Annotated in this window: 15 protein-coding genes and 1 pseudogene; 3 read left to right on the plus strand and 13 right to left on the minus strand. The window is 67.1% G+C overall.

The features are described 5' to 3' along the window. Positions 1–24: 24 nt before the first annotated feature. The 5 genes from tuf to G6N34_RS19105 all read right to left on the minus strand — a co-directional run bounded on the left by tuf (position 25) and on the right by G6N34_RS19105 (position 5,257). The gene (tuf, locus tag G6N34_RS19085) at positions 25–1,215 is read right to left on the minus strand and encodes an elongation factor Tu (protein ID WP_085149707.1); all 1,191 of its coding nucleotides are present in this window, start codon (positions 1,213–1,215) and stop codon (positions 25–27) included. Between the two features lie 111 nt (positions 1,216–1,326). Then, positions 1,327–3,429: an elongation factor G gene (fusA, locus tag G6N34_RS19090; RefSeq protein ID WP_085149709.1), complete on the minus strand. Its 2,103-nt coding sequence runs from the start codon at positions 3,427–3,429 to the stop codon at positions 1,327–1,329. 79 nt (positions 3,430–3,508) lie between these two features. Continuing rightward, entirely contained in the window at positions 3,509–3,979 is a 471-nt protein-coding gene (rpsG, locus tag G6N34_RS19095; protein WP_085149711.1) for a 30S ribosomal protein S7, read from the minus strand. Beyond that, on the minus strand, positions 3,979–4,353 hold the full coding sequence (rpsL, locus tag G6N34_RS19100; RefSeq protein WP_068245964.1) for a 30S ribosomal protein S12: 375 nt from the start codon (positions 4,351–4,353) through the stop codon (positions 3,979–3,981). The genes rpsG and rpsL overlap by 1 nt, the downstream gene beginning before the upstream one ends. Before the next feature lie 277 nt (positions 4,354–4,630). Next, on the minus strand, positions 4,631–5,257 hold the full coding sequence (locus G6N34_RS19105; RefSeq protein ID WP_085149713.1) for a TetR/AcrR family transcriptional regulator: 627 nt from the start codon (positions 5,255–5,257) through the stop codon (positions 4,631–4,633). A gap of 160 nt (positions 5,258–5,417) precedes the next feature. On the opposite strand from G6N34_RS19105, the gene G6N34_RS19110 reads away from it, so the two are divergent. Both G6N34_RS19110 and G6N34_RS19115 read left to right on the plus strand, forming a co-directional pair. Continuing rightward, on the plus strand, positions 5,418–5,795 hold the full coding sequence (locus tag G6N34_RS19110) for a DUF3060 domain-containing protein (protein WP_109788313.1): 378 nt from the start codon (positions 5,418–5,420) through the stop codon (positions 5,793–5,795). Positions 5,796–5,800: 5 nt separating this feature from the next. After that, positions 5,801–6,196: a DUF3060 domain-containing protein gene (locus G6N34_RS19115; RefSeq protein ID WP_179965775.1), complete on the plus strand. Its 396-nt coding sequence runs from the start codon at positions 5,801–5,803 to the stop codon at positions 6,194–6,196. A gap of 13 nt (positions 6,197–6,209) precedes the next feature. On the opposite strand, the gene G6N34_RS19120 is transcribed toward G6N34_RS19115, so the two are convergent. The 4 genes from G6N34_RS19120 to G6N34_RS19135 are packed head-to-tail and all read right to left on the minus strand — an operon-like array spanning position 6,210 to position 10,277. Continuing rightward, entirely contained in the window at positions 6,210–6,974 is a 765-nt protein-coding gene (locus tag G6N34_RS19120) for a crotonase/enoyl-CoA hydratase family protein (RefSeq protein ID WP_085149716.1), read from the minus strand. Continuing rightward, a complete protein-coding gene (locus G6N34_RS19125) occupies positions 6,971–7,708 on the minus strand; it encodes a PaaX family transcriptional regulator C-terminal domain-containing protein (RefSeq protein ID WP_085149718.1) in 738 nt (245 codons plus the stop codon). Before G6N34_RS19125 ends, G6N34_RS19120 begins: the two co-directional genes overlap by 4 nt. A gap of 1 nt (position 7,709) precedes the next feature. Next, a complete protein-coding gene (locus G6N34_RS19130; protein WP_085149720.1) occupies positions 7,710–8,621 on the minus strand; it encodes a crotonase/enoyl-CoA hydratase family protein in 912 nt (303 codons plus the stop codon). A gap of 27 nt (positions 8,622–8,648) precedes the next feature. Continuing rightward, positions 8,649–10,277, minus strand: a complete 1,629-nt coding sequence (locus G6N34_RS19135; protein WP_085149722.1) for an acyl-CoA dehydrogenase family protein — start codon at positions 10,275–10,277, stop codon at positions 8,649–8,651. 94 nt (positions 10,278–10,371) lie between these two features. Between G6N34_RS19135 and G6N34_RS28095 the strand changes: the two are divergent. Next, positions 10,372–10,605 (plus strand): annotated as a pseudogene (locus G6N34_RS28095) (cupin domain-containing protein); the annotation flags it as partial. Here G6N34_RS28095 and G6N34_RS19140 read toward each other — a convergent pair. The 4 genes from G6N34_RS19140 to G6N34_RS19155 form a co-directional block, all read right to left on the minus strand. Then, positions 10,534–11,721, minus strand: coding sequence for a phosphatase PAP2 family protein (locus G6N34_RS19140; RefSeq protein ID WP_407663279.1), 1,188 nt, complete (start codon positions 11,719–11,721; stop codon positions 10,534–10,536). The pseudogene G6N34_RS28095 and the gene G6N34_RS19140 overlap by 72 nt on opposite strands. 124 nt (positions 11,722–11,845) lie before the next feature. Continuing rightward, the gene (locus tag G6N34_RS19145; protein WP_085149724.1) at positions 11,846–15,799 is read right to left on the minus strand and encodes a DNA-directed RNA polymerase subunit beta'; all 3,954 of its coding nucleotides are present in this window, start codon (positions 15,797–15,799) and stop codon (positions 11,846–11,848) included. 39 nt (positions 15,800–15,838) lie between these two features. Then, complete coding sequence (gene rpoB, locus G6N34_RS19150) at positions 15,839–19,363, minus strand: DNA-directed RNA polymerase subunit beta (protein WP_085149725.1); 3,525 nt, start codon at positions 19,361–19,363, stop codon at positions 15,839–15,841. Between the two features lie 379 nt (positions 19,364–19,742). Beyond that, entirely contained in the window at positions 19,743–22,646 is a 2,904-nt protein-coding gene (locus G6N34_RS19155) for an alpha/beta hydrolase family protein (RefSeq protein WP_133057714.1), read from the minus strand. Positions 22,647–22,693: the final 47 nt, after the last annotated feature.

Raw genomic sequence — 22,693 nt, forward strand, 5'->3', positions numbered from 1 at the left:
CTTAGATGATCCCGTAGGCGGAGCCTACTTGATGATCTTGGTGACCCGGCCGGCGCCGACGGTGCGGCCACCTTCGCGGATCGCGAACCGCAGACCCTCGTCCATGGCGACGGGCTGGATCAGCTTCACGGAGATGTCGGTGTTGTCACCGGGCATCACCATCTCGGTGCCCTCGGGGAGAGTCACCACGCCGGTCACGTCCGTGGTACGGAAGTAGAACTGCGGGCGGTAGTTGTTGAAGAACGGCGTGTGGCGGCCGCCCTCGTCCTTGGACAGGATGTAGACGCTGCCCTCGAAGTCGGTGTGCGGGGTGGTGGTGCCGGGCTTGACCACAACCTGGCCACGCTCGACGTCCTCACGCTTGATACCGCGCACCAGCAGACCGACGTTGTCGCCAGCCTGGCCCTGATCGAGCAGCTTGCGGAACATCTCGACACCGGTGACGGTGGTCTTGGTCGTGGTGGGACGGATGCCGACGATCTCGACTTCCTCGTTCACGTTGATCACGCCACGCTCGACGCGACCGGTGACCACGGTGCCACGGCCGGTGATGGTGAAGACGTCCTCGACGGGCATCAGGAACGGCTTGTCGGTCTCGCGGACCGGGTCCGGGATCGACTCGTCGACCGCATCCATCAGATCCTCGACGGACTTGACCCACTTCGGGTCACCCTCGAGTGCCTTCAGCGCCGACACCTTGATGACCGGGGCGTCCTCGTCGAAGTCCTGGGCGGCCAGCAGTTCGCGGACCTCCATCTCGACGAGCTCGATGAGCTCCTCGTCGTCGACCATGTCGGCCTTGTTCAGCGCGACCAGGATGTAGGGCACGCCGACCTGGCGGGCGAGCAGCACGTGCTCGCGGGTCTGCGGCATCGGGCCGTCGGTGGCGGCGACCACCAGGATTGCGCCGTCCATCTGGGCGGCACCGGTGATCATGTTCTTGATGTAGTCAGCGTGACCGGGGGCGTCCACGTGTGCGTAGTGGCGCTTCTCGGTCTGGTACTCCACGTGGGAGATGTTGATCGTGATACCGCGCTGACGCTCCTCGGGCGCATTGTCGATCTGGTCGAATGCGCGCGACTCGTTCAACGCCGGGTACTTGTCATGCAGAACCTTGGTGATTGCTGCAGTCAGCGTGGTCTTGCCGTGGTCAACGTGACCGATGGTCCCGATGTTGACGTGCGGCTTCGTCCGCTCGAACTTCGCCTTCGCCACTTCTGTGTCCTCCTGGACTAGTTGGTGCTTTGGTTAAAGCAGTGTGTATTTCTTCAGTTGTGTGGTCCGTGAAGACCGTAGGGCAGGATTACTCGCCCGTCGCGTCCGCGACTATTCGCCAGTCGCCTTAGCGATGATCTCCTTCGACACGTTCGCCGGAACTTCGGCGTACGAGTCGAACACCATGGAGTAGTTGGCCCGGCCCTGAGTCTTCGACCGAAGGTCGCCGACGTAGCCGAACATCTCCGACAGCGGCACCTGCGCCTTGACGACGCGCGCACCGCTGCGCTCCTCCATGGCCTGGATCTGGCCACGGCGGGAGTTCAGGTCGCCGATCACGTCACCCATGTAGTCCTCGGGGGTGATGACCTCGACGGCCATGATCGGCTCCAGGATGACCGGCTGGGCCTGTCCTGCTGCCTTCTTCATGACCTGAGAACCGGCGATCTTGAAGGCCATTTCAGACGAGTCGACGTCGTGGTAGGCGCCGTCGAGCAGCGTGACCTTCACGTTCACCAGCGGGTAGCCGGCCAACACGCCGTACTGCATGGCGTCCTGGCAGCCCGCATCCACCGAGGGGATGTACTCGCGCGGGATACGGCCACCGGTGACCTTGTTCTCGAACTCGTAGGTCGCACCGTCCTCGCCGACGAACGGCTCGAGGTTGATGAGGACCTTCGCGAACTGGCCCGAGCCACCCGTCTGCTTCTTGTGGGTGAACTCGATGTTCTGGACTGCGCGCTTGATGGTCTCGCGGTAGGCCACCTGCGGCTTGCCGACGTTGGCCTCGACCTTGAATTCGCGGCGCATGCGGTCCACCAGGATGTCCAGGTGCAGCTCGCCCATGCCGCCGATGACGGTCTGGCCGGTGTCCTGGTCCAGGTGCACCTTGAAGGTGGGATCCTCTTCGGCGAGCTTCTGGATCGCCGTGCCCAGCTTCTCCTGGTCGCTCTTGGTCTTGGGCTCGATCGCCACCTGGATCACCGGATCCGGGAAGGTCATCGACTCGAGCACGACCTGGTTGTTGGGATCGCACAGGGTGTCGCCGGTGGTGGTGTCCTTGAGACCGATCACGGCGTAGATGTGACCGGCGGACGCCCGCTCGACCGGGTTCTCCTTGTTGGCGTGCATCTGGAACAGCTTGCCCAGCCGCTCCTTCTTGCCCTTGGTCGAGTTGACCACCTGGGCACCGGACTCGACCTTGCCCGAGTAGACGCGCACGTAGGTGAGCTTGCCGAAGAACGGGTGCACGGCGATCTTGAACGCCAACGCCGAGAACGGCTCGTCGACCGACGGCTTCCGGCTGATGACCTCGTCCTCCTTGCCGGGCACGTGGCCCTGCACGGATTCGACGTCCAGCGGCGACGGCAGGTAGTCGATGACCGCGTCCAGCATGGGCTGCACGCCCTTGTTCTTGAACGCGCTGCCGCACAGCACCGGGTAGATCTCGCTGTTGACGGTCAGCTTGCGGATCGCGCCCTTGATCTCGTCGATCGACAGTTCCTCGCCACCGAAGAACTTCTCCATCAGCGCATCGTCGGTCTCGGCGACGACCTCGAGCAGCTCATTGCGGTACTGCTCGGCCTTGTCGGCCAGATCGGCGGGGATCTCGACGGTCTCGTACTGCTCGCCCATCTTGGTCTCGCCGCGCCAGACCTTCGCGTTCATCTCGACCAGGTCGATGATGCCCTCGAAGTCGTTCTCGGCGCCGATCGGCAGCTGGATGACCAGCGGCTTGGCACCGAGGCGGTCCTTGATGGTCTGCACGGTGAAGTAGAAGTCCGCACCCAGCTTGTCCATCTTGTTGACGAAGCAGATACGCGGCACGTCGTACTTGTCGGCCTGGCGCCACACCTGCTCGGACTGCGGCTCCACGCCCTCCTTGCCGTCGAACACGGCAACGGCGCCATCGAGCACGCGCAGCGAACGCTCCACCTCGACGGTGAAGTCGACGTGACCGGGGGTGTCGATGATGTTGATCTGGTTGTTGTTCCAGAAGCACGTGACGGCAGCGGAGGTGATGGTGATACCCCGCTCCTGCTCCTGTTCCATCCAGTCGGTGGTGGACGCACCGTCGTGCGTTTCACCGATCTTGTAGTTGACACCCGTGTAGAAGAGGATGCGCTCGGTCGTCGTCGTCTTGCCGGCGTCGATGTGCGCCATGATGCCGATGTTGCGGACCTTGGTCAGGTCGGTGAGCACGTCTTGTGCCACGGTGAGATCCCGTTCTTTCGCTCAAGTGGTTAAGTGGTGCGCTGGCGCCGACGGCGGTTGCCCACCGCCGGCACCGAAATCACCAGCGGTAGTGCGCGAAGGCCCGGTTCGCCTCGGCCATCTTGTGGGTGTCCTCGCGCCGCTTGACGGCGGCACCCAGGCCATTGCTGGCGTCGAGGATCTCGTTGGCGAGACGCTCGACCATGGTCTTCTCGCGGCGGGCCTTGGAGAAGCTCACCAGCCAGCGCAGCGCCAGCGTGGTGGAGCGCTCCGGGCGCACCTCGACCGGCACCTGGTAGGTGGCGCCACCGACGCGGCGGCTGCGGACCTCGAGGGCCGGCTTGACGTTGTCAAGGGCGCGCTTGAGGGTGACGACCGGATCGGTGCCGGTCTTCTCGCGAGCCTGCTCCAGCGCACCGTAGACAATGCGCTCGGCCAGGGACTTCTTCCCGTCCAGCAGAACCTTGTTGACCAGCTGGGTCACAAGCTGCGACCCGTACACCGGGTCGTTGACCAGCGGACGCTTCGGCGCGGGGCCCTTGCGCGGCATTAGCTCTTCTCCTTCTTGGCGCCGTAACGGCTGCGTGCCTGCTTGCGGTTCTTGACACCCTGGGTGTCCAGCGAGCCGCGGATGATCTTGTAACGCACACCCGGCAGGTCCTTCACACGACCACCACGCACCAGCACCATCGAGTGCTCCTGCAGGTTGTGGCCCTCACCGGGGATGTAGGCGGTGACCTCGACCGCGCTGGTCAGCCTGACGCGGGCGACCTTGCGAAGCGCCGAGTTCGGCTTCTTCGGGGTCGTGGTGTACACGCGGGTGCACACGCCGCGACGCTGAGGGCTGCCCTTCAGGGCCGCGGTCTTCACCTTGGCAATCTTGTCGGTGCGACCCTTGCGGACCAGCTGGTTGATGGTTGGCATGTACCGGCTTTCTGTGTTGCTTCCGTGCTTCTTGGTTACTGCTAGGTCTGTGTACTGCGGTTATACCTCGGTCACGTCCCCCGCGCCCGGGCGTGTCGCACGCACTCGCATCGAGGTGTCGATGCGAAACTTACACATGCGAATTGGCCCGGCGTGTGGGCACGCTAGCTCGTATTCAGCGCCGCGTGCACCCGCGTAGGCCAGGCACGAGCTACCACAATACCAGCACTGAGCAGCCCAACAAAACCTGCGCCTGAGCGGTCTATTCGCAGGTCAACTAGCTTCGGTGTGTCAGGCCCGTCGTCAGTCGTACGACCATATCCGAGAAGACGGCGTCCGTGTCGACGTCGTCCATCACACCGGTCATCTCCAACAACACGAATCCGTGCATGGCCGACCAGAACTCGAGCGCGGCATAGAAGGCGTCCTCACCCTTGAGCCCGTAGGACTCCAGCACCGCGATGACCGGTGCGGCCGCATCCTTGGTGGCGGCCGAGTACTCGGGGTCGTCGTCGCCGAAGGGCATCCGGGTGAACGCCGAGTAGCGGCCCGGGTGATGGTGCGCATAGCTGCGGTAGGCGCCGGCCATCACCATGACGGCGTCATCGCGCGTGCGACCCTCCCCCACGGTGTTGAGCATCCCGATGATGTCGCCGATGACGCGCATGCGCACGGTGCGGCGCAGATCGTCGAGGCTGTCGACGTGGTTGTAGAGCGACGGCCCCTTGGTCCCGAGGTGATTGGCCAGCGCGTTGATGGTCAGCGCGTCCCAGCCCTCCCGGTCGAGGAAGGTCAGCGCCGCGTTGACGATCACGTCGCGGCTCAGTTTCGTCGACCTCGCAGGCGCTCGGCCCCCGGCGCGCGACCGCGCACCCGCCTCGGGTGAGTCAGGTCGTGCGGCCATGAGGTTCCTTGCCTGGTGCAGTTGAGGGACGACGGTCAGCGATGAACTCTAGTTGACCGGACGGCGCAGACGCCGATCCCGCGCGGTCCCTGTCCAGACAGTGTCCCGGGGACGTAGTCTCTCCCCCACGGGACACCACCGACGCGGGAGGCACCAGAAGGTGAAGAGGACGAACTGGACGATCGGCGCCCTGGCCGCCACTGCCGTTGTGACGGCCGCGGGAATCGCGGTGTCGCCGGCGGCGCAGGCCAAGTTCAACGACACCCACATCATCGGGGTCGGGGTCGTGCAGACCGTCGACTGCCAGGACGCGACGCTCTTCATCAACGGCGCCAACAACATCATCACGGCCCTGGGCAGCTGCTGGGCGATCACGATGCAGGGCTCGAGCAACACCGTCATCGCCGACAACGTCGTCAACGACATCACGGTGTATGGGTTCGACCAGACCGCGCTGTTCAAGACCGGCAATCCCGCCCTGGTCGACCGCGGCCGGGAACTGGGCATGACCAACCGTGTGGATCGGGTGCCCGCCTGAGTCCGGTGCGCCGCCCAGTCGTCCTCATCGTCGGGGCCATCCCCGCACTTGCACTCGGCCTGATCGGCTGCGGCTCGGACGAGCCTGCCGCAACCACCCAGACCTCGGGAGTCAGCGCACCCACCGGCTTCGGCCGCACTCTGCACTACAGCTCGTTCGGTACCAAGGCCGACATCGACTGCGGCGACCGACGCCCACTGGACGTCTCAGGTTCCAACAACATCCTGACGGTCACGGGGACGTGCTCCTCGGTCACGATATCCGGCGCCGACAACCGCCTGCGGGTCACCGACATCGCCGACTCGATCGTCGTCACAGGCCTGAACAACACCGTCCTCTACGAGAACGGCGAGCCCGAGATCACCGCCAGCGGCACGGGCAACGACATCCGACGGGCCTGACGCAGGCTTTCGGTCAGGCCTTCTGCCCATGCCGGCCTGCGCCGTCGGCGAAGCGCCTGGCGCCCGCCAGCGACTCCTCGGCCACGTAAGACAGGCTGGCGAACTCGGCGTCGATCGCCTCCGCCTCGGACAGGCCCCACTGTCCCAACGCCGATGCGCGGTCGGCCCGCAGACACCGTTGCGGCAGCGCGGCGAGTTCGGCGGCCAACTCTTCGGCCGCCGCGCGCGCCTGACCCGTGGGCACCACGCGGTTGGCCAGCCCGATGGCGTGGGCTTCCTGCGCGTCGACCGCGCGACCGGTCAGGATCAGGTCCATCGCGCGGCTGTGCCCGATCAGTCTGGGCAGCCGCACAGTGCCGCCGTCGATGAGCGGCACACCCCAGCGCCGGCAGAAGACGCCGAAGACCGCGTCCTCTTCGGCCACCCGCAGATCGCACCACAGCGCCAACTCCAGACCACCGGCCACGGCGTAGCCGCTCACCGCGGCGATCACCGGTTTGGACAGCACCATGCGTGTCGGGCCCATCGGACCGGGACCGGTGCGGTGGGTCTGGTTGACCTCCGACGTGCCGAAGGCCAACAGATCGGCTCCCGCGCAGAAGGTTCCGCCGTCGCCCCACAACACCGCCACCGAGGCGGACGCGTCGGAGTCGAACTCCTCGAACGCCGCGACGAGTTCGGCGGCAGCGGGCCCGTTGACCGCATTGCGGGCCCCGGGCCGATTCATGATGACCGTGGTCACCGGGCCGTCGCGTTCGACGCGCACTCCACCACTCATCGGTTCGCCTCCTGGAGTTGGTTGATCGGGTCGCGACGGGCGACAAGCTCGTCGGCGAAATCGGTGTAGGCGCGGCGCAGTTCGTCGGCCGGCCAACCCTCGGGCAGCAACTCTGCGGGCAGCACCGGGTCGGTGAGCAGGTGGCGCACGATGCCCGCGGCCGCCACGAACCGCCCCGACATCTCCCCCGCGTCGGCCAGCGTCGCCAGCAGATCCCGGGCCGCCGCGGCCCACGCGTCAAGGTCCCACAACTGCGCCACCAGCGTCTCGGGCGCGGACTCCCGCACACCGAACACCCGCACCACTGAGCGCACCTCGTCGGGCAGGTCGGCCTCGAGGTTGTCCGGGCGCAGCCAGACGCCCTCGCGAAGTTCGGCGAATCGACTGTCCTGCAGCGCCTTCCGCAGAGTGGAGCGATCCCTGGCGTCGATGCCCACGGTCGTGATCACCAACATCACCCAGGACCCGTCCCATGCCCGCAGCCGGGGATGCACGGCGTCGTCCTGGCGGCGCTGACGCGCCAGGAGCCGGTCCGAGAGCCGGTACCCGTCGGCCGAGCGCACCAGGTCACCCGCGCTCACCATGCGCGTCAACGCGACCCGCAGCGCCGACTCCTTGATGTCGAAATCGGCTGTCAGCCGGACTAATTCGGCTGCCGACGCCCATGCGGGATGCGCACCGAGCAGCACCGACAGCACGACCGAGCGGGCGGTCAGCCGCCTCAGCGTCGGCATCTCACACCCCCGACGCGCGCCTGCCGTGGTCACCGCGCGGTTCATCGCGGTGCCGCACGGCCTCGCGGAACCCGTGCGCGGTGGCGTCGGCGACGAAGGCGTGCCCCTCCGGGGTGTGCCGAGCGATCCCGTCGAACACCGTGCTGATCATCTGCGAGGTCGCCACGCCCTGGTTCAGAAGTGCGGTGTTGCAGGCCAGTTTCGCCATGATCAGCTGATTCACGGGCATCGAGGCGATCCGCTGGAGGAGTCGCTCGGTGCGCTCGTCAAGGTCCTCGGGTTCGGGCGCCTCGACCGCGAGCCCCCATTCGGCGGCCTGTGCGCCCGTGATGCAGTCGCCCGTGAACAGCAGGCGTTTGGCGCGCTGGTCACCGAGTCGGTGTGCCCACAGGCCGGCGGCGGGCACACCCCACACCCGCATCGGCGGGTACCCGATCTTGGCGTCGGCGGCCGCGATCACCTGGTCGGCGTGCAGTGCGATGTCCGTGCCGCCGGCGATGCAGTAGCCGTGAATTTTGACCACGGTCGGCTTGTCGGCGTGCATGAGGCTCGCGAAGCCCCGGACGAACCGGCTCATCATCTGGTAGTCGATCATCGGGTCCCAGGGCTGATCGGGCAGGTGGTTGACTGCCTGGGTCCTCCCGTCGAGCACCGTGCCACGGCGGTCGCCGCCGCCGCCCGCCGACGACGACCCGTCGGCGTAGGCGCCCAGGTCGAAACCCGCGCAGAACCCCCCGCCACGCCCGGACACCAGGATCACGTGCACTGTCGGGTCGAGGTCGGCGCGTTCGACCAGCGCGGCCAACTCGGCCGGGGTGTCGGCGACGATAGCGTTGCCCCGCTCGGGCCGGTTGAACGTGATCCGCGCGACCCGATCGGTGACCTCATAGGTCATGGTCTTCAGCTCATCCACGCGCCCTCCGCCTCCCCGTGAGGGCGGTCATCCCTTGACCAGTGCGCGCTCGAGGATCGGTGCGACGTCGAGGCCCGCGGGCATCGTGCCGTAGGCCCCTCCCCATCGCCGGTCCAGGCGCGTGGCCAGGAACGCGTCGGCGACGGCCGGATGCCCGTGCCGCACCAGCAGCGCGCCCTGCATCGCCAGGCAGATGTCCTCGGCCACCTTGCGACCGCGGAACGCAATCGTCTCAAGGTCGCCGAGCTGCGGCTTCAACTGCGCGATGTGCGCGTCGAGACGGGCGTCGGCACCCGCGGCCTGCGCGAGTTCGTCGAACAGCACGTCCACCGAGTCGGGCCGAGTGGCCATGGCGCGCAACGTGTCCAGCGCGCTGACGTTGCCAGAGCCCTCCCAGATGCCCATCAGCGGCGCCTCGCGGTACAGCCGCGGCATCCCCGAGTCCTCGACGTAGCCGTTGCCGCCCAGGCACTCCATGGCCTCGGCCGCGTGCCCGGTCGAGCGCTTGCACACCCAATACTTGGCCGCGGCCAACCCGATGCGGCGCAGCAGCGACTCACGCTCGTCACCGCGGACCGCGCGGTCGGTGGCCCCGGCCATCCGGAACGCCACCATCGTCGCGGCCTCGGCCTCGACGGCCAAGTCCGCCAACACATTGCGCATCAGCGGCTGGTCGATCAGGTACTCGCCGAAGGCCTTGCGGTGCGTCGCGTGATGCACCGCCCGCGCCAGGCCCGTGCGCATGCTGGTGGCGCTGCCCAGCGCGCAGTCGAGGCGGGTCAGGTTGACCATCTCGATGATGGTCGGGACGCCGCGCCCCTCGTCGCCGACGAGCCACGCTGTCGCGCCGTCGTATTCGACCTCGCTGGACGCGTTGGCGTGGTTGCCGAGCTTGTCCTTGAGGCGCACCAGGTTCATCCGGTTGCGGGTGCCGTCGGGCAGCACGCGCGGCAGGAGGAAGCAGGACAGACCGCCGGGCGCCTGGGCCAGGACGAGGAAGATGTCACACATCGGGGCGGAGGTGAACCACTTGTGCCCGGTCAACGAATAGCTGCCGTCGCCGTTGGGGACGGCCGCAGTGGTGCCGGCCCGCACGTCGGATCCGCCCTGCTTCTCGGTCATCGACATGCCCGCCGTGATGCCGGCCTTGGCGGTCGGCACCGTGAGTTCGGGGTCGTAGACCCGAGAAGTCAGCAGTGGTTCGTAGACGGCGGACAGTTCGGGATTGTGCCGCAGGGCGGGAACCACGGCGTAGGTCATCGAGATCGGGCAGATGTGCCCGGGTTCGGGTGTCCACACCGAGGTCTTGGCGGCGCGGATGACGTGGGCGCCCGGACGATCGTCCGCCCACGGCGCGGCGTGCAGGCCGTGCGTGATCGCAGTGCGCATCAACTCGTGGTACGCGGGGTCGAACTCGACCTCGTCGATGCGGTGGCCCGTGCGGTCGTGGGTGTGCAGCACCGGGCGGTTCCGATCGGCGAGTTCACCCCAGCGTTGAGCCTGCGCGGTCCCGGACAGCGCGCCCAGCGTGGCGATCTCATCCAGTCCCCACTCCCCGCCCTCGCGCACGATGGCCTCGGTGAGCACCGGCGAGGTGGCCGGGTTGTGATCCTCCAACGCGGGGACCTGATTCGTGACGACGTGAGTGTCCGACATGAGTCCGATGTTACATATCTACGACGGTTGTCGGAAGCATGTAATGGATAGGGTGACTGCCATGCAGCCCAACACGTCGGTGTCCGCCGCCTCGATGAACCTCAGCCATGAACCCGTACCCGCCGATCAGGCCGTCCGCGGCGCCCCGACCACGGCTGTCGCCGAACTCGGCGAGTTCAACGGCCTGGAGGTCGGCGTGTGGGAGATGAGCCCGGGAGTGATGACCGACGTCGAGGCCGACGAGGTCTTCGTGGTGCTATCCGGTGCGGCCACCGTCGAGTTCGCCGACGACACTGCGAGCCTGACCCTCGGACCCGGCGACGTCGTGCGACTGGCCGCCGGCGCGCAGACCGTCTGGACCGTCACCGAGACCCTGCGCAAGGTCTATCTGAGCTGACCCGTCGGCGCGGCGCCGGTCCATCGCCGCCAGGATCCACACGACGGCCAGGGCCAGTGCCCACCCCAGCAGGATGTCGATCACGTAGTGCTCGGCCGAGTACACCAGTGTGAACGCCATCGTCAGCACGTACGCCACCAGCACGGGACGCCACCACGGGTTGATGCGGTTCCACAGGAACAGCGCGATGCCCAGGCTCAGTCCCGCATGCAGCGACGGGATCGCGGCCACCAGGTTCACACTGGCCTGCCCCTGGTCGAGCAGGGCACGTGCGGTGTCGAGGTTGAGCACACCCCAGCCACGCGTGGAGATCCGCTCCACCCAGTCGTGCGCACCGGCCTGACTGTGCGCCATCGCGCCCAGCACGCCGCCGTCGGGAACGCCGCGGGCGGAGGTGAACATGCACGCCGGGTTCGCGGGCCCGCCGGCCACGTCGTCGGCGGTGCACCTCGCGGCCGCCCACGGCGGCGCCGCGGGCAGCAGCGTATAGATCACCAGCCCTGAGAATGACAGCGCGACAAAGAGTTTCGCGAACCTCTTCCACTCCTCACGATTGCGCAGCCACAGCACCGCGGCGATCACGTACGGCAGGATGAAGAACGACATGTAGGTGGTGCTGATGACCACCTCCCACCACGGCGGGTGCGCCTGCTTGAGCTGTTCCTGCAGCCACACCGTCGGCATCACGCCGAAGAACATCCACCGGTCCACGTCCGCCTGCCAGTGCCACAGGGTCGGGCGGCCGATCAGGTCAGCGGCGCCGCGCGAAAGGTCGTAGACGATGAGAATGAACGCGAACGGCAGCCAGTCCCGGATCACGTACAGCACCCGGCGCCGGCCGATGCTGGCCGCGGCCAGACCCGCGCAGATGTAGACCAGCAGCAGTTCCCGGTTGAAGGCGAACCCGTCGGTGACGGTCAGGAACACGACGACCGCGGCCCAGGTCGTCATGGCGATCCGCCGGATCAGAGTCAGGCGGCGCTGGAGCGCACGCCCCTCTGGTGACTCCGCCGCACGCACGACGGGCGTCTCGTCAATCGCCGACACGGGAGCCTCTCGATAGGTGGAGTGAGCATAGTTCACGTCATGTCCCCCTCCCCGCAACCGAAGCCCCGCGCACGAAAAGCCCCCGACTGGTTACCCAGTCGGGGGCTTCTCGAACTGCTTTCGACTACCGGTAGTCGGAGTAGCCGTAATCGTCCAGCGGAACGGCAGCGCCGGTCCCCTGGCCGAAGTCCGGGCTGTAGTACTGATCCTCGTAGGACGGGATCGTGTACGCCGCAGCGCGGGCCTCTTCGGTCGGCTGCACCGCGATGTCGCGGTACCGGGCGATGCCGGTGCCGGCCGGGATCAGCTTGCCGATGATCACGTTCTCCTTCAGACCCTGCAGCTTGTCGCTGCGGCAGTTGATCGCCGCATCGGTGAGCACACGAGTGGTCTCCTGGAACGACGCCGCCGACAGCCACGAGTCCGTGGCCAGCGATGCCTTCGTGATACCCATCAGCACCGGGCGGCCGGCCGCGGGCTCATTGCCCTCGGCCACCACGCGACGGTTCTCCGACTCGAACTCGCTGCGCTCGGTCAGCGAACCGGGCAGGAATTCGGTGGCACCCGAATCGATGATGGTCACACGACGCAGCATCTGGCGAACGATCACCTCGATGTGCTTGTCGTGGATCGACACACCCTGCGCGCGGTACACGTCCTGGACCTCGCCGACGAGGTGCACCTGCACCTCGCGCGGGCCCATGACACGCAGCACCTCGTGCGGATCTGCCGAACCCTCCATGAGCTGCTGACCGACCTCGACGTGGTCGCCGTCGGCGAGCAGGCGCTCGGTGCCGTCGTCGTGCTTGAACACGCGCAGACGCTGACGCCGGGAGAGCTTCTCGTAGACCACTTCCTCGCCACCGTCGTCCGGCACGATCGTGATCTTGTAGAACTTGTCGCTCTCCTCGAGGCGGACCCGCCCGGTGACGTCGGCGATCGGGGCACGGTTCCGCGGAACGCGGGCCTCGAACAGCTCCTGAACACGGGGCAGACCACCGACGATGTCGGCGCCGCCGGTGACACCACCCTGGTGGAAGGTACGCATCGTCAGCTGCGTGCCGGGCTCACCGATCGACTGCGCGGCGACGATACCGACGGCCTCGCCGATGTCGACGAGCTTGCCGGTGGCCATCGAGCGGCCGTAGCAGTACGCACACACACCGGTGCCGGTGGTGCAGGTCAGCACCGAACGGACCTTGACGGTCGTGATGCCCGCGGCCAGCAGCGCGTCGATGGCCGGGTCGCCCAGGTCATGTCCACGCTCGACCACGACGTTGCCGCTCTCGTCGACCGCATCCGAGGCCAGGGTGCGCGCATAGGCGCTGGTCTCGACGTGCGGATCGCGGATGAGCGTGCCGTCGGCCTGCTTCTCGGCGATCGTGACGGTGATGCCACGCTCGGTGCCACAGTCGGCCTCACGGACGATGACGTCCTGCGACACGTCCACCAGACGACGGGTCAGGTAACCCGAGTCGGCGGTGCGCAGCGCGGTGTCGGCCAGACCCTTACGGGCACCGTGGGTGTTGATGAAGTACTCCAACACCGTCAGGCCCTCGCGGAACGAGGACTTGATCGGGCGCGGGATGAACTCACCCTTCGGGTTGGTCACCAGACCCTTCATGCCGGCCAGCGTTCGAGTCTGGGTGAAGTTACCCGTGGCGCCCGAGTCCACGATCGTGATGATCGGGTTATCGGACGGGTAGTGGGCCCGCAGTGCCTGGCCGACCTCTTCGGTGGCCTCCTGCCAGATCTTCACCAGGTTCTCGTTGCGCTCGTCCTTGTTGAGCGCACCGCGTTGGTACTTCTTCTCGATACCGTCGGCCTGGGCCTCGTAACGTTCGAGGATCTCGGCCTTCTCCGGCGGCACGATGACGTCCGCCATCGAGACGGTGACACCCGAACGGGTGGCCCAGAAGAAGCCGGCGTCCTTGAGCTTGTCGACGGTCTGCGCCACGACGATCATCGGGTAGCGCTCGGCCAGATCGTTGATGATCGCGGCCTGGACCTTCTTGTGCATCTGCTTGTTCACGAACGGATAGCCCTTGGGCAGCAGTTCGTTGAACAGCACGCGACCCAGCGTGGTCTCCGCGGTCCAGGCGTCGCCGGCCTTCCAGCCGTTCTCGAACAGCTCGGCCTCGATCTCGGCCGGCGGACGCTGCTGCGTCAGGCGAACCTTGATCTTGGCGCGCACGCTCAGCGCACCGCGGTCGAAGGCCATGATGGCCTCAGCCGGGCTGCTGTAGACGCCGCTCTCCGGCTGATCCTTGGCCGCCGGGGTGTACTCGCCGGTGTCCCCGGCGATCTCGGTGGTCAGGAAGAACAGACCGGTCACCATGTCCAGTCGGGGCATGGCCAGCGGCCGGCCCGACGCGGGCGACAGGATGTTGTTCGACGACAGCATCAGGATGCGAGCCTCGGCCTGCGCCTCCGCCGACAGCGGAAGGTGCACGGCCATCTGGTCACCGTCGAAGTCGGCGTTGAAGGCCTCACACACCAGCGGGTGCAGCTGGATGGCCTTGCCCTCGACCAGCTGCGGCTCGAAGGCCTGGATGCCGAGGCGGTGCAGCGTGGGTGCGCGGTTCAGCAGCACGGGGTGCTCGCCGATGACCTCTTCGAGGACGTCCCACACCTGCGGGCGCTGACGCTCGACCATGCGCTTGGCGCTCTTGATGTTCTGCGCGTGGTTCAGGTCGACCAGACGCTTCATCACGAACGGCTTGAACAGCTCCAGCGCCATCAGCTTGGGCAGACCGCACTGGTGCAGCTTGAGCTGCGGGCCGACCACGATGACCGAACGGCCCGAGTAGTCGACGCGCTTGCCGAGCAGGTTCTGGCGGAACCGGCCCTGCTTGCCCTTGAGCAGATCGGACAGCGACTTGAGCGGACGGTTGCCCGGCCCAGTGACCGGACGGCCGCGACGGCCGTTGTCGAACAGCGCGTCCACCGACTCCTGAAGCATGCGCTTCTCGTTGTTGACGATGATCTCGGGCGCGCCGAGGTCGATCAGTCGCTTGAGCCGGTTGTTGCGGTTGATGACGCGGCGGTACAGATCGTTGAGGTCGGAGGTCGCGAAGCGGCCACCGTCCAGCTGCACCATCGGGCGCAGCTCCGGCGGGATCACCGGCACGGCATCGAGCACCATGCCCATCGGCGAGTTGCCCGACTGCTGGAACGCGGCCACGACCTTGAGTCGCTTGAGCGCACGCAGCTTCTTCTGGCCCTTGCCGTTGCGGATGGTGTCGCGCAGGCTCTCGGCCTCGGCGTCGATGTCGAAGGTCTCGATGAGCTTCTGGATCGACTCCGCGCCCATGGCGCCCGTGAAGTACTCGCCGTAACGGTCGATGAGCTCGCGGTAGAGGTTCTCGTCCACGATCAGCTGCTTGGGAGCCAGCTTGGTGAAGGTGGTCCAGATCTCGTCGAGCCGGTCCAGCTCACGCTGGGCCCGGTCACGCAGCTGACGCATCTCGCGCTCGCCACCGTCGCGGACCTTGCGCTTGACGTCGGACTTGGCGCCCTCGTCCTCGAGTTCCTTCATGTCGGCCTCGAGCTTCTGGGCCCGGGCCTCCAGGTCGGCATCGCGCTGATCCTCGACGGCCTTCTTCTCGACGACCATCTCGGCCTCGAGCGTGGAGAGCTCGTTGTGCCGCATCTCGTCGTCGACAGAGGTGATGACGTACGCCGCGAAGTAGATGATCTTCTCGAGATCCTTGGGCGCGAGGTCCAGCAGGTAGCCCAAGCGCGACGGAACGCCCTTGAAGTACCAGATGTGCGTCACGGGTGCGGCCAGTTCGATGTGGCCCATCCGCTCACGGCGCACCTTGGCGCGAGTCACCTCGACGCCGCAGCGCTCACAGATGATGCCCTTGAAGCGGACGCGCTTGTACTTGCCGCAGTAGCACTCCCAGTCGCGAGTAGGTCCGAAGATCTTCTCGCAGAACAGCCCATCCTTCTCGGGCTTGAGCGTGCGGTAGTTGATGGTCTCCGGCTTTTTGACCTCGCCGAAGGACCAGTTCCGGATGTCGTCCGCGGTGGCAAGGCCAATGCGGAGTTCATCGAAGAAGTTGACGTCGAGCACGTAAACTCCCTTTCCCCTGTACGGGATAGATATGGCTAGTTAGGCGAGATCCTCGACGGACGCGGATTCGTTGCGAGACAGGTTGATTCCCAGGTTCGCAGCAGCGCGCTCCAAGTCCTCGTCGTCACCGTCACGCATTTCGATCGCGGCGCCGTCGCTGGAGAGCACCTCAACGTTGAGGCACAGCGACTGCAGTTCCTTGAGCAGCACCTTGAACGACTCGGGGATGCCGGGCTCGGGGATGTTCTCGCCCTTGACGATCGCCTCGTACACCTTGACGCGCCCGACGGTGTCGTCGGACTTGATCGTCAACAGCTCCTGCAGCGTGTAGGCAGCGCCGTAGGCCTGCATGGCCCAGCACTCCATCTCGCCGAACCGCTGACCACCGAACTGCGCCTTACCACCGAGCGGCTGCTGGGTGATCATCGAGTACGGCCCGGTCGAACGGGCGTGGATCTTGTCGTCCACCAGGTGGTGCAGCTTCAGGATGTACATGTAGCCGACCGTGACCGGGTACGGGAACGGCTCGCCGGAACGACCGTCGTACAGCGTCGCCTTGCCGTCACCGTTGACCATGACCTCGCCGTCGCGGTTGGCCAGCGTCGAGGACAGCAGACCCTGCAGCTCCTCTTCGCGGGCACCGTCGAACACCGGGGTGGCGGTCTTGGTGTCGGACGGGGCGCTGTGCAGCTCCTCCGGCAGCTTGGACGCCCACTCCGGGACTCCCGCGGCGACGTCGATGTTCCAGCCCGTCTTGGCGACCCACCCGAGGTGGGTCTCCAGGATCTGGCCGATGTTCATACGACGCGGCACACCGTGGGTGTTCAGGATGATGTCGACCGGGGTGCCGTCCGGCAGGAACGGCATGTCCTCGATCGGCAGGATCTTGCCGATGACGCCCTTGTTGCCGTGGCGTCCGGCCAGCTTGTCGCCGTCGGAGATCTTGCGCTTCTGCGCCACGTACACGCGGACCAGTTCGTTGACGCCGGCAGGCAGCTCGTCGTCATCCTCGCGGCTGAACACGCGGATGCCGATGACCTTGCCCGACTCACCGTGGGGAACCTTCAGCGAGGTGTCACGGACCTCACGGGCCTTCTCACCGAAGATGGCACGCAGCAGGCGCTCCTCCGGGGTCAGCTCGGTCTCACCCTTAGGGGTGACCTTGCCGACCAGGATGTCGCCGTCGCGGACCTCGGCGCCGATGCGGACGATGCCGCGCTCGTCGAGGTCGGCGAGCACCTCATCGGAGACGTTCGGGATGTCCCGGGTGATCTCCTCGGCGCCCAGCTTGGTGTCGCGGGCGTCGATCTCGTGCTCCTCGATGTGGATGGACGTGAGCACGTCCTCCTCAACCAGGCGCTGCGAGAGGATGATGGCGTCCTCGTAGTTGTGGCCCTCCCACGGCATGATCGCCACGAGCAGGTTCTTGCCCAGGGCCATCTCACCGTTCTCGGTGCAGGGACCGTCGGCGACGACCTGACCGGCCTCGACGCGCTGCCCGGAATCCACGATCGGGCGCTGGTTGGCGCACGTGCCGTGGTTGGAGCGGGCGAACTTGCGCATCCGGTAGGTCTGGCGGGTGCCGTCGTCGGCCATCACCGTGATGTAGTCGGCGCTGACCTCTTCGACCACGCCGGCCTTCTCGGAGACGACCACGTCACCGGCGTCGATCGCGGCACGCAGTTCCATGCCGGTACCGACCAGCGGCGCCTCGCTGCGGACCAGCGGAACCGCCTGGCGCTGCATGTTGGCACCCATCAGGGCGCGGTTGGCGTCGTCGTGCTCGAGGAACGGAATCATGGCCGTGGCCACCGACACCATCTGGCGCGGCGAGACGTCCATGTAGTCGACCTCGGTGGGCGTCACGAACTCGACCTCGCCGCCCTTACGGCGGACCAGGATCTTCGCCTCGGTGAACTGGTTGTCGGCGCCGATCGGCGAGTTGGCCTGCGCCACGACGTGGCGGTCCTCCTCGTCGGCGGTCAGGTAGTCGATCTGGTCGGTGACCACACCGTCGACGACCTTGCGGTACGGCGTCTCGATGAAACCGAACGGATTGACCCGCGCGTACACCGACAGCGAGCCGATCAGGCCGATGTTCGGACCCTCAGGGGTCTCGATCGGGCACATGCGGCCGTAGTGGCTGGAGTGCACGTCGCGGACCTCGAGGCCCGCGCGCTCACGGGACAGACCACCGGGGCCCAGCGCCGACAGGCGACGCTTGTGGGTCAGACCCGACAGCGGGTTGTTCTGGTCCATGAACTGCGACAGCTGGCTGGTGCCGAAGAACTCCTTGATCGCCGCCACGACGGGACGGATGTTGATCAGGGTCTGCGGCGTGATCGCCTCGACGTCCTGCGTGGTCATCCGCTCGCGGACGACACGCTCCATACGGGACAGGCCGACCCGGATCTGGTTCTGGATCAGCTCACCCACGGTGCGCAGACGACGGTTGCCGAAGTGGTCGATGTCGTCGACGTCCACGGGGACCTCGACGCCGCCGGGGGCGGTCATCACGGCGGGCTGGCCGTCGATCGAGGCGTGGTGCAGGCGCACCAGGTACTCGATGGTGGCCGCGATGTCCTCTTCGGTCAGCGTCGAGCTGGTGATCGGCTGGCCGGCGTTCAGGCCCAGCTTCTTGTTGACCTTGTAGCGGCCCACGCGGGCCAGGTCGTAGCGCTTCTCCTTGAAGAACAGGTTCTCCAGCAGGGTCTGCGCGGACTCCTTGGTCGGGGGCTCGCCCGGACGCAGCTTGCGGTAGATGTCCAGCAGCGCCTCGTCGGTGCCGTTGGTCGGGTCCTTCTCGAGCGTCGACATCATGATCTCGGAGAAGCCGTAGCGCTCCACGATCTGCTCGTTGGTCCAGCCCAGCGCCTTGAGCAGCACGGTGACCGGCTGACGACGCTTGCGGTCGATGCGGACACCGACGGTGTCGCGCTTGTCGACGTCGAACTCGAGCCAGGCGCCGCGGCCCGGGATGACCTTGACGCTGTGCAGGGTCTTCTCGGTGGACTTGTCGATGTTGGCGTCGAAGTAGACACCGGGCGAACGGACGAGCTGCGACACGACGACGCGCTCGGTGCCGTTGATGATGAAGGTGCCCTTTTCGGTCATCATCGGGAAGTCGCCCATGAAGACCGTCTGGCTCTTGATCTCGCCGGTGTTGTTGTTGATGAACTCGGCCGTGACGAACAGCGGGGCCGCGTACGTCATGTCCTTGTCTTTGCACTCGTCGACTGGAGCCTTGACCTCGTCGAAACGCGGGTCGGTGAAGCTCAGCGACATCGAGCCGGAGAAATCCTCGATCGGCGACAGCTCGTCGAGAACCTCCTCGAGCCCACCCTTGGGGTCGACATCCCCACGGTCGACGGCGCGCTCACGCCAGCGATCGGCTCCGATCAGCCACTCGAACGATTCCGTCTGAACGTCGAGCAGCCCCGGAACCTCGAGCGGCTCACGGAGCTTGGCGAAGGAAATACGGTTGGGTGCTCCTGGGACGGAGTTGTTCGTGGTGGCTACTGACTTGCTCTGGCTAGAGACTGCCAAGATGCATCCTTCCAGCACCTCATGCGACTGGCGGAAGCCCAGAAGACCGGGTCCGCACGCCGCGCTATCTGCGTCGGTATCGGCTGGTTGACAACCAGACCCGCAACCACGGCACAGAACGAGCTTCACTGAGCAGAGCTCAGGCAAGACCTACGGTGTCGATGCTGATGATGGGCAGGAGGCAGCCAGCGCAACGTCCAACAATAGCGCAGGACGGCGCATTCCTCAACTACCGCTCGGTAACACCTGCATGGTTCGCCTTGGTGACCCGAAGGCAGGGCGCTGGCTGGCGTCTGAAACTACCGGTGCGAACATGCTGGGAAACAGATTGGCCCCTGATCGCCCGTCCGTCAAGAGGTGACGCGCCGAAGGTGGGGAGTTCGCGGTGCCGGCCCGTTCAGGCCGCCACCTGCACGGGGCTTCGCACCGCGTCGTGGCTGGGGCGGGCCCCCACCCCGGAGTCCAGCCGCACCACCCGGGCTCCACCGATCATGGTCGAACCCGGCTCGCCGTAGTAGCCCGCGCAGTCGCCTGCGCACACCCCGGTCTCGGGGCTGATCCGGTCGGCCAGCATGTCGGCGACCCAGCCTGCGGCCAGCGTGGGCACGGCCGCGGAGTTCTGCGGTGTGGAGTAGCCGCACACCAACCCCGCCAGCGGGCCCGAATTCACCCCCTCGGCGTCGATGTGGCTGCCTCCGGTCACCAGCACCCCGACGAAGCGCCCCGCCCGTTCGGAGGTCAACACGTCGGTGCCCGAGCCGAACGCATTGCACAGACAGGGCTCGGCGGCGATCTGGTAGACGGGGACCCCCGTGGACTCCAGCCTGCGCAGGCCGGTGCGCATCGCGCCGCCGCCGTCGACGGCGTCCAACAGCACGACACCCTTGAAGTCGCCGAGGTCGGCACCAGAGGCGGCGAGGTACCCCGCCGCGGCGGTGACCAGGTTCCCGCCCGCGGAATGCCCGGCCAGGACGAACTCGCTGGGCAGCTCACCGGTGAATCCCGCCGCGGCCGCACTCGCCGACAGCGCCGCCCGATCACCGGAGAACAGGGTCGCGACGGCCTGCTGCGTCGGGGCGCCGTTGATCCAGAAGCCATCTGCGGTAAGGAAATTCGATGACATCGAGGGTGCGACCACCACGGCGCCAGTGCTGCGCGCCAAGTCGGCCGCCAAGGCGCTGACGTTGTCGTTGCTGCGGAAGAACCCGTGCTGCAGGTAGATCACCCCGGTCGGCTCGGCGTCGGGGAAGTACCAGTCCGCCTCGACGGTGCGCCCTTCGGAGATCTGCAGTGCAGACGTGCCCACCGTGACGCCGGGACCCGGTGAGGACGGCGCCCCGAGCAGCGCGCCGGTCACGTTCGAGACGATCAGGTTCACCAGCTGGGTGACGACGCCGGGCCGGTCGGCGCCGGGGCGCGAGTCGATCACGACGGCCGTCGCGGCGCCGGCGGCGGTCTCGACGGTGAACCGTTGCCCGGGTCCGGCGTACTGACCCGCACAGTCGTCCTCGCATTTACCGGTCGCGGGGTCGACTCGGCCGGAGAACATGTCATCGATCCAGCCCACCGACAGGTCCTGCACGGCCAGCGGATTCTGCCGCTGCGGGATGCCCGCGATCAGGTAGGCCAGAGTCTGGGTGAGCGGGTTGTGGCCCAGCATCGCGTCCATGTGCACACCGCCGACGAGCACCACACCGTTGAACTTCCCAGGTCGGGCGTCGGAGAGTTCGCCGTCGACGTGGCTGAACATATTGAGGGGGTTCAGCGGGGCGCCGAGTTCGTACACCGGCACGTAGCCGCTTGGGTCGCCGCTGGCCTCCAACGCCGCCAGGCGGGCCATCGCGTTGGGCATGATCGGCGAGATCGGCACCGCGTCGTACACGATCACGCCCGCGAGTTGGTTGGGGGCGTCAGGGTCCGTCTCCCGCTTGAGCAGCAGACCCTCGGCGTAGTGCCCCGCGACGCCCGGCGCGAATCCCCCGCCCAGGGAGTGCCCGGTCAGCACGAACCGATCGGGCAGCGTGATGTCATCGCGACCGGCCTTGTCCAGCGCGGTCCGCAGGCTGTCGTTCAGCGCAGTCCGGTCGTCGTCGAGGTACAGGTCGGCCACGGCCTTGTGCATGGCGTCGCCGCCCAGCCAGATGCCGCCCGCGGCGAACGGGTTCGAGGTCAGGGACGTGACGACCACGACGCTGTTGGTCCGGTCGGCCAGGATCGCCGCGGTGTAGCTGTACATCGGGCCGTTGGCGAGGAAGCCGTGCTGCAGGTGGATCAACCTGTCGGGCGCGGGTTCCCCCTCGGCACGGATGGGCAGGTACCAGTCGGCAGGGACCTCGTTCCCCTCGGTGATCTCCAGCGTGGAACTGCTGACCTGGACTCGGTCACGCAGGTTCGGCGGGACCGCGGGCGGGCCCTCGAGCACTCGGGTCAGCGCCGAGTAGATCGTGAACAGGACGGTGCTCAGCACCGTCACCGGTCGGGGTGTCTCGGTGCGGGTGGGATCGAGCAGGGCCCTCCCGATGGGATCGATCAGGCGGGCTGCCACCTCGTCGAGGCGCGCGAGGGGCCGGCGCAGCACGGCCTGCGTGGTCGGCACCGCGGTGGTCGAGGACTCCGAGACTGTGCGCTCGACGGTGAACGTGGGTTCGGACCCGGCATCGGTGCCGGCGAGGGCGTCGGCGGCGATCCCGACGCCGGTCTCGACAGCTCGCCCGGTCGGGCCGTCGGCGTCCTTGGTGACCCAGTGCTGGGCGACTGCACCCTCGACAGCCTGGCGCCGCGGCGTCGCCCTGAGCGCCTCCCGCACACGGTCGGGAATCGCTGCGATGTCCTTGTGGGCCGCGGGCCGCGGGTCGCTCTCGTGGGCCCGCTCCCCCGCAACCTGGCCCGCGACGGACTGCCCGGCTCGGTCGAGGCTCGCTTCGATTCGCGACACCGCTTGCTCGCCAAGCTCTTTCACCGACTCGGCGGCCTCGCGAAGACCGTCAAGGCCACGATCGGTGGGCGTCCGGCGCGGCTTCGGCGGCGCCGCGGTGCCGTCAGCCCCGACAGCCGTCCCAGCACGGGTCTCGACCTCGGTCGAGCGCTCGGCCCGAGTCCGAAGGTCGCGCAGCGAGGTCCGGAGGTCGCGCGCGGCGGGCCGTTGCGGGCCGCTGTCGGCAGCCGACGACGGGCCGCGGTCACCCCCGGCGTCGCTGTCGCCGCCGGTGTTGGCGCCGGCCGCACCGGCCCCGACGAGCACGCTCATGGACAGTCCGGTGGCGACAACGCCCACACTCAGCCACCCCGACACTCGCGCCACCGCTCCCCCTTGAGAAGTTAACGACAATCGGCGGATGCTAACAGCCC

This window comes from Mycolicibacterium confluentis, from assembly GCF_010729895.1.
In the GTDB taxonomy this organism is placed as follows: domain Bacteria; phylum Actinomycetota; class Actinomycetes; order Mycobacteriales; family Mycobacteriaceae; genus Mycobacterium; species Mycobacterium confluentis.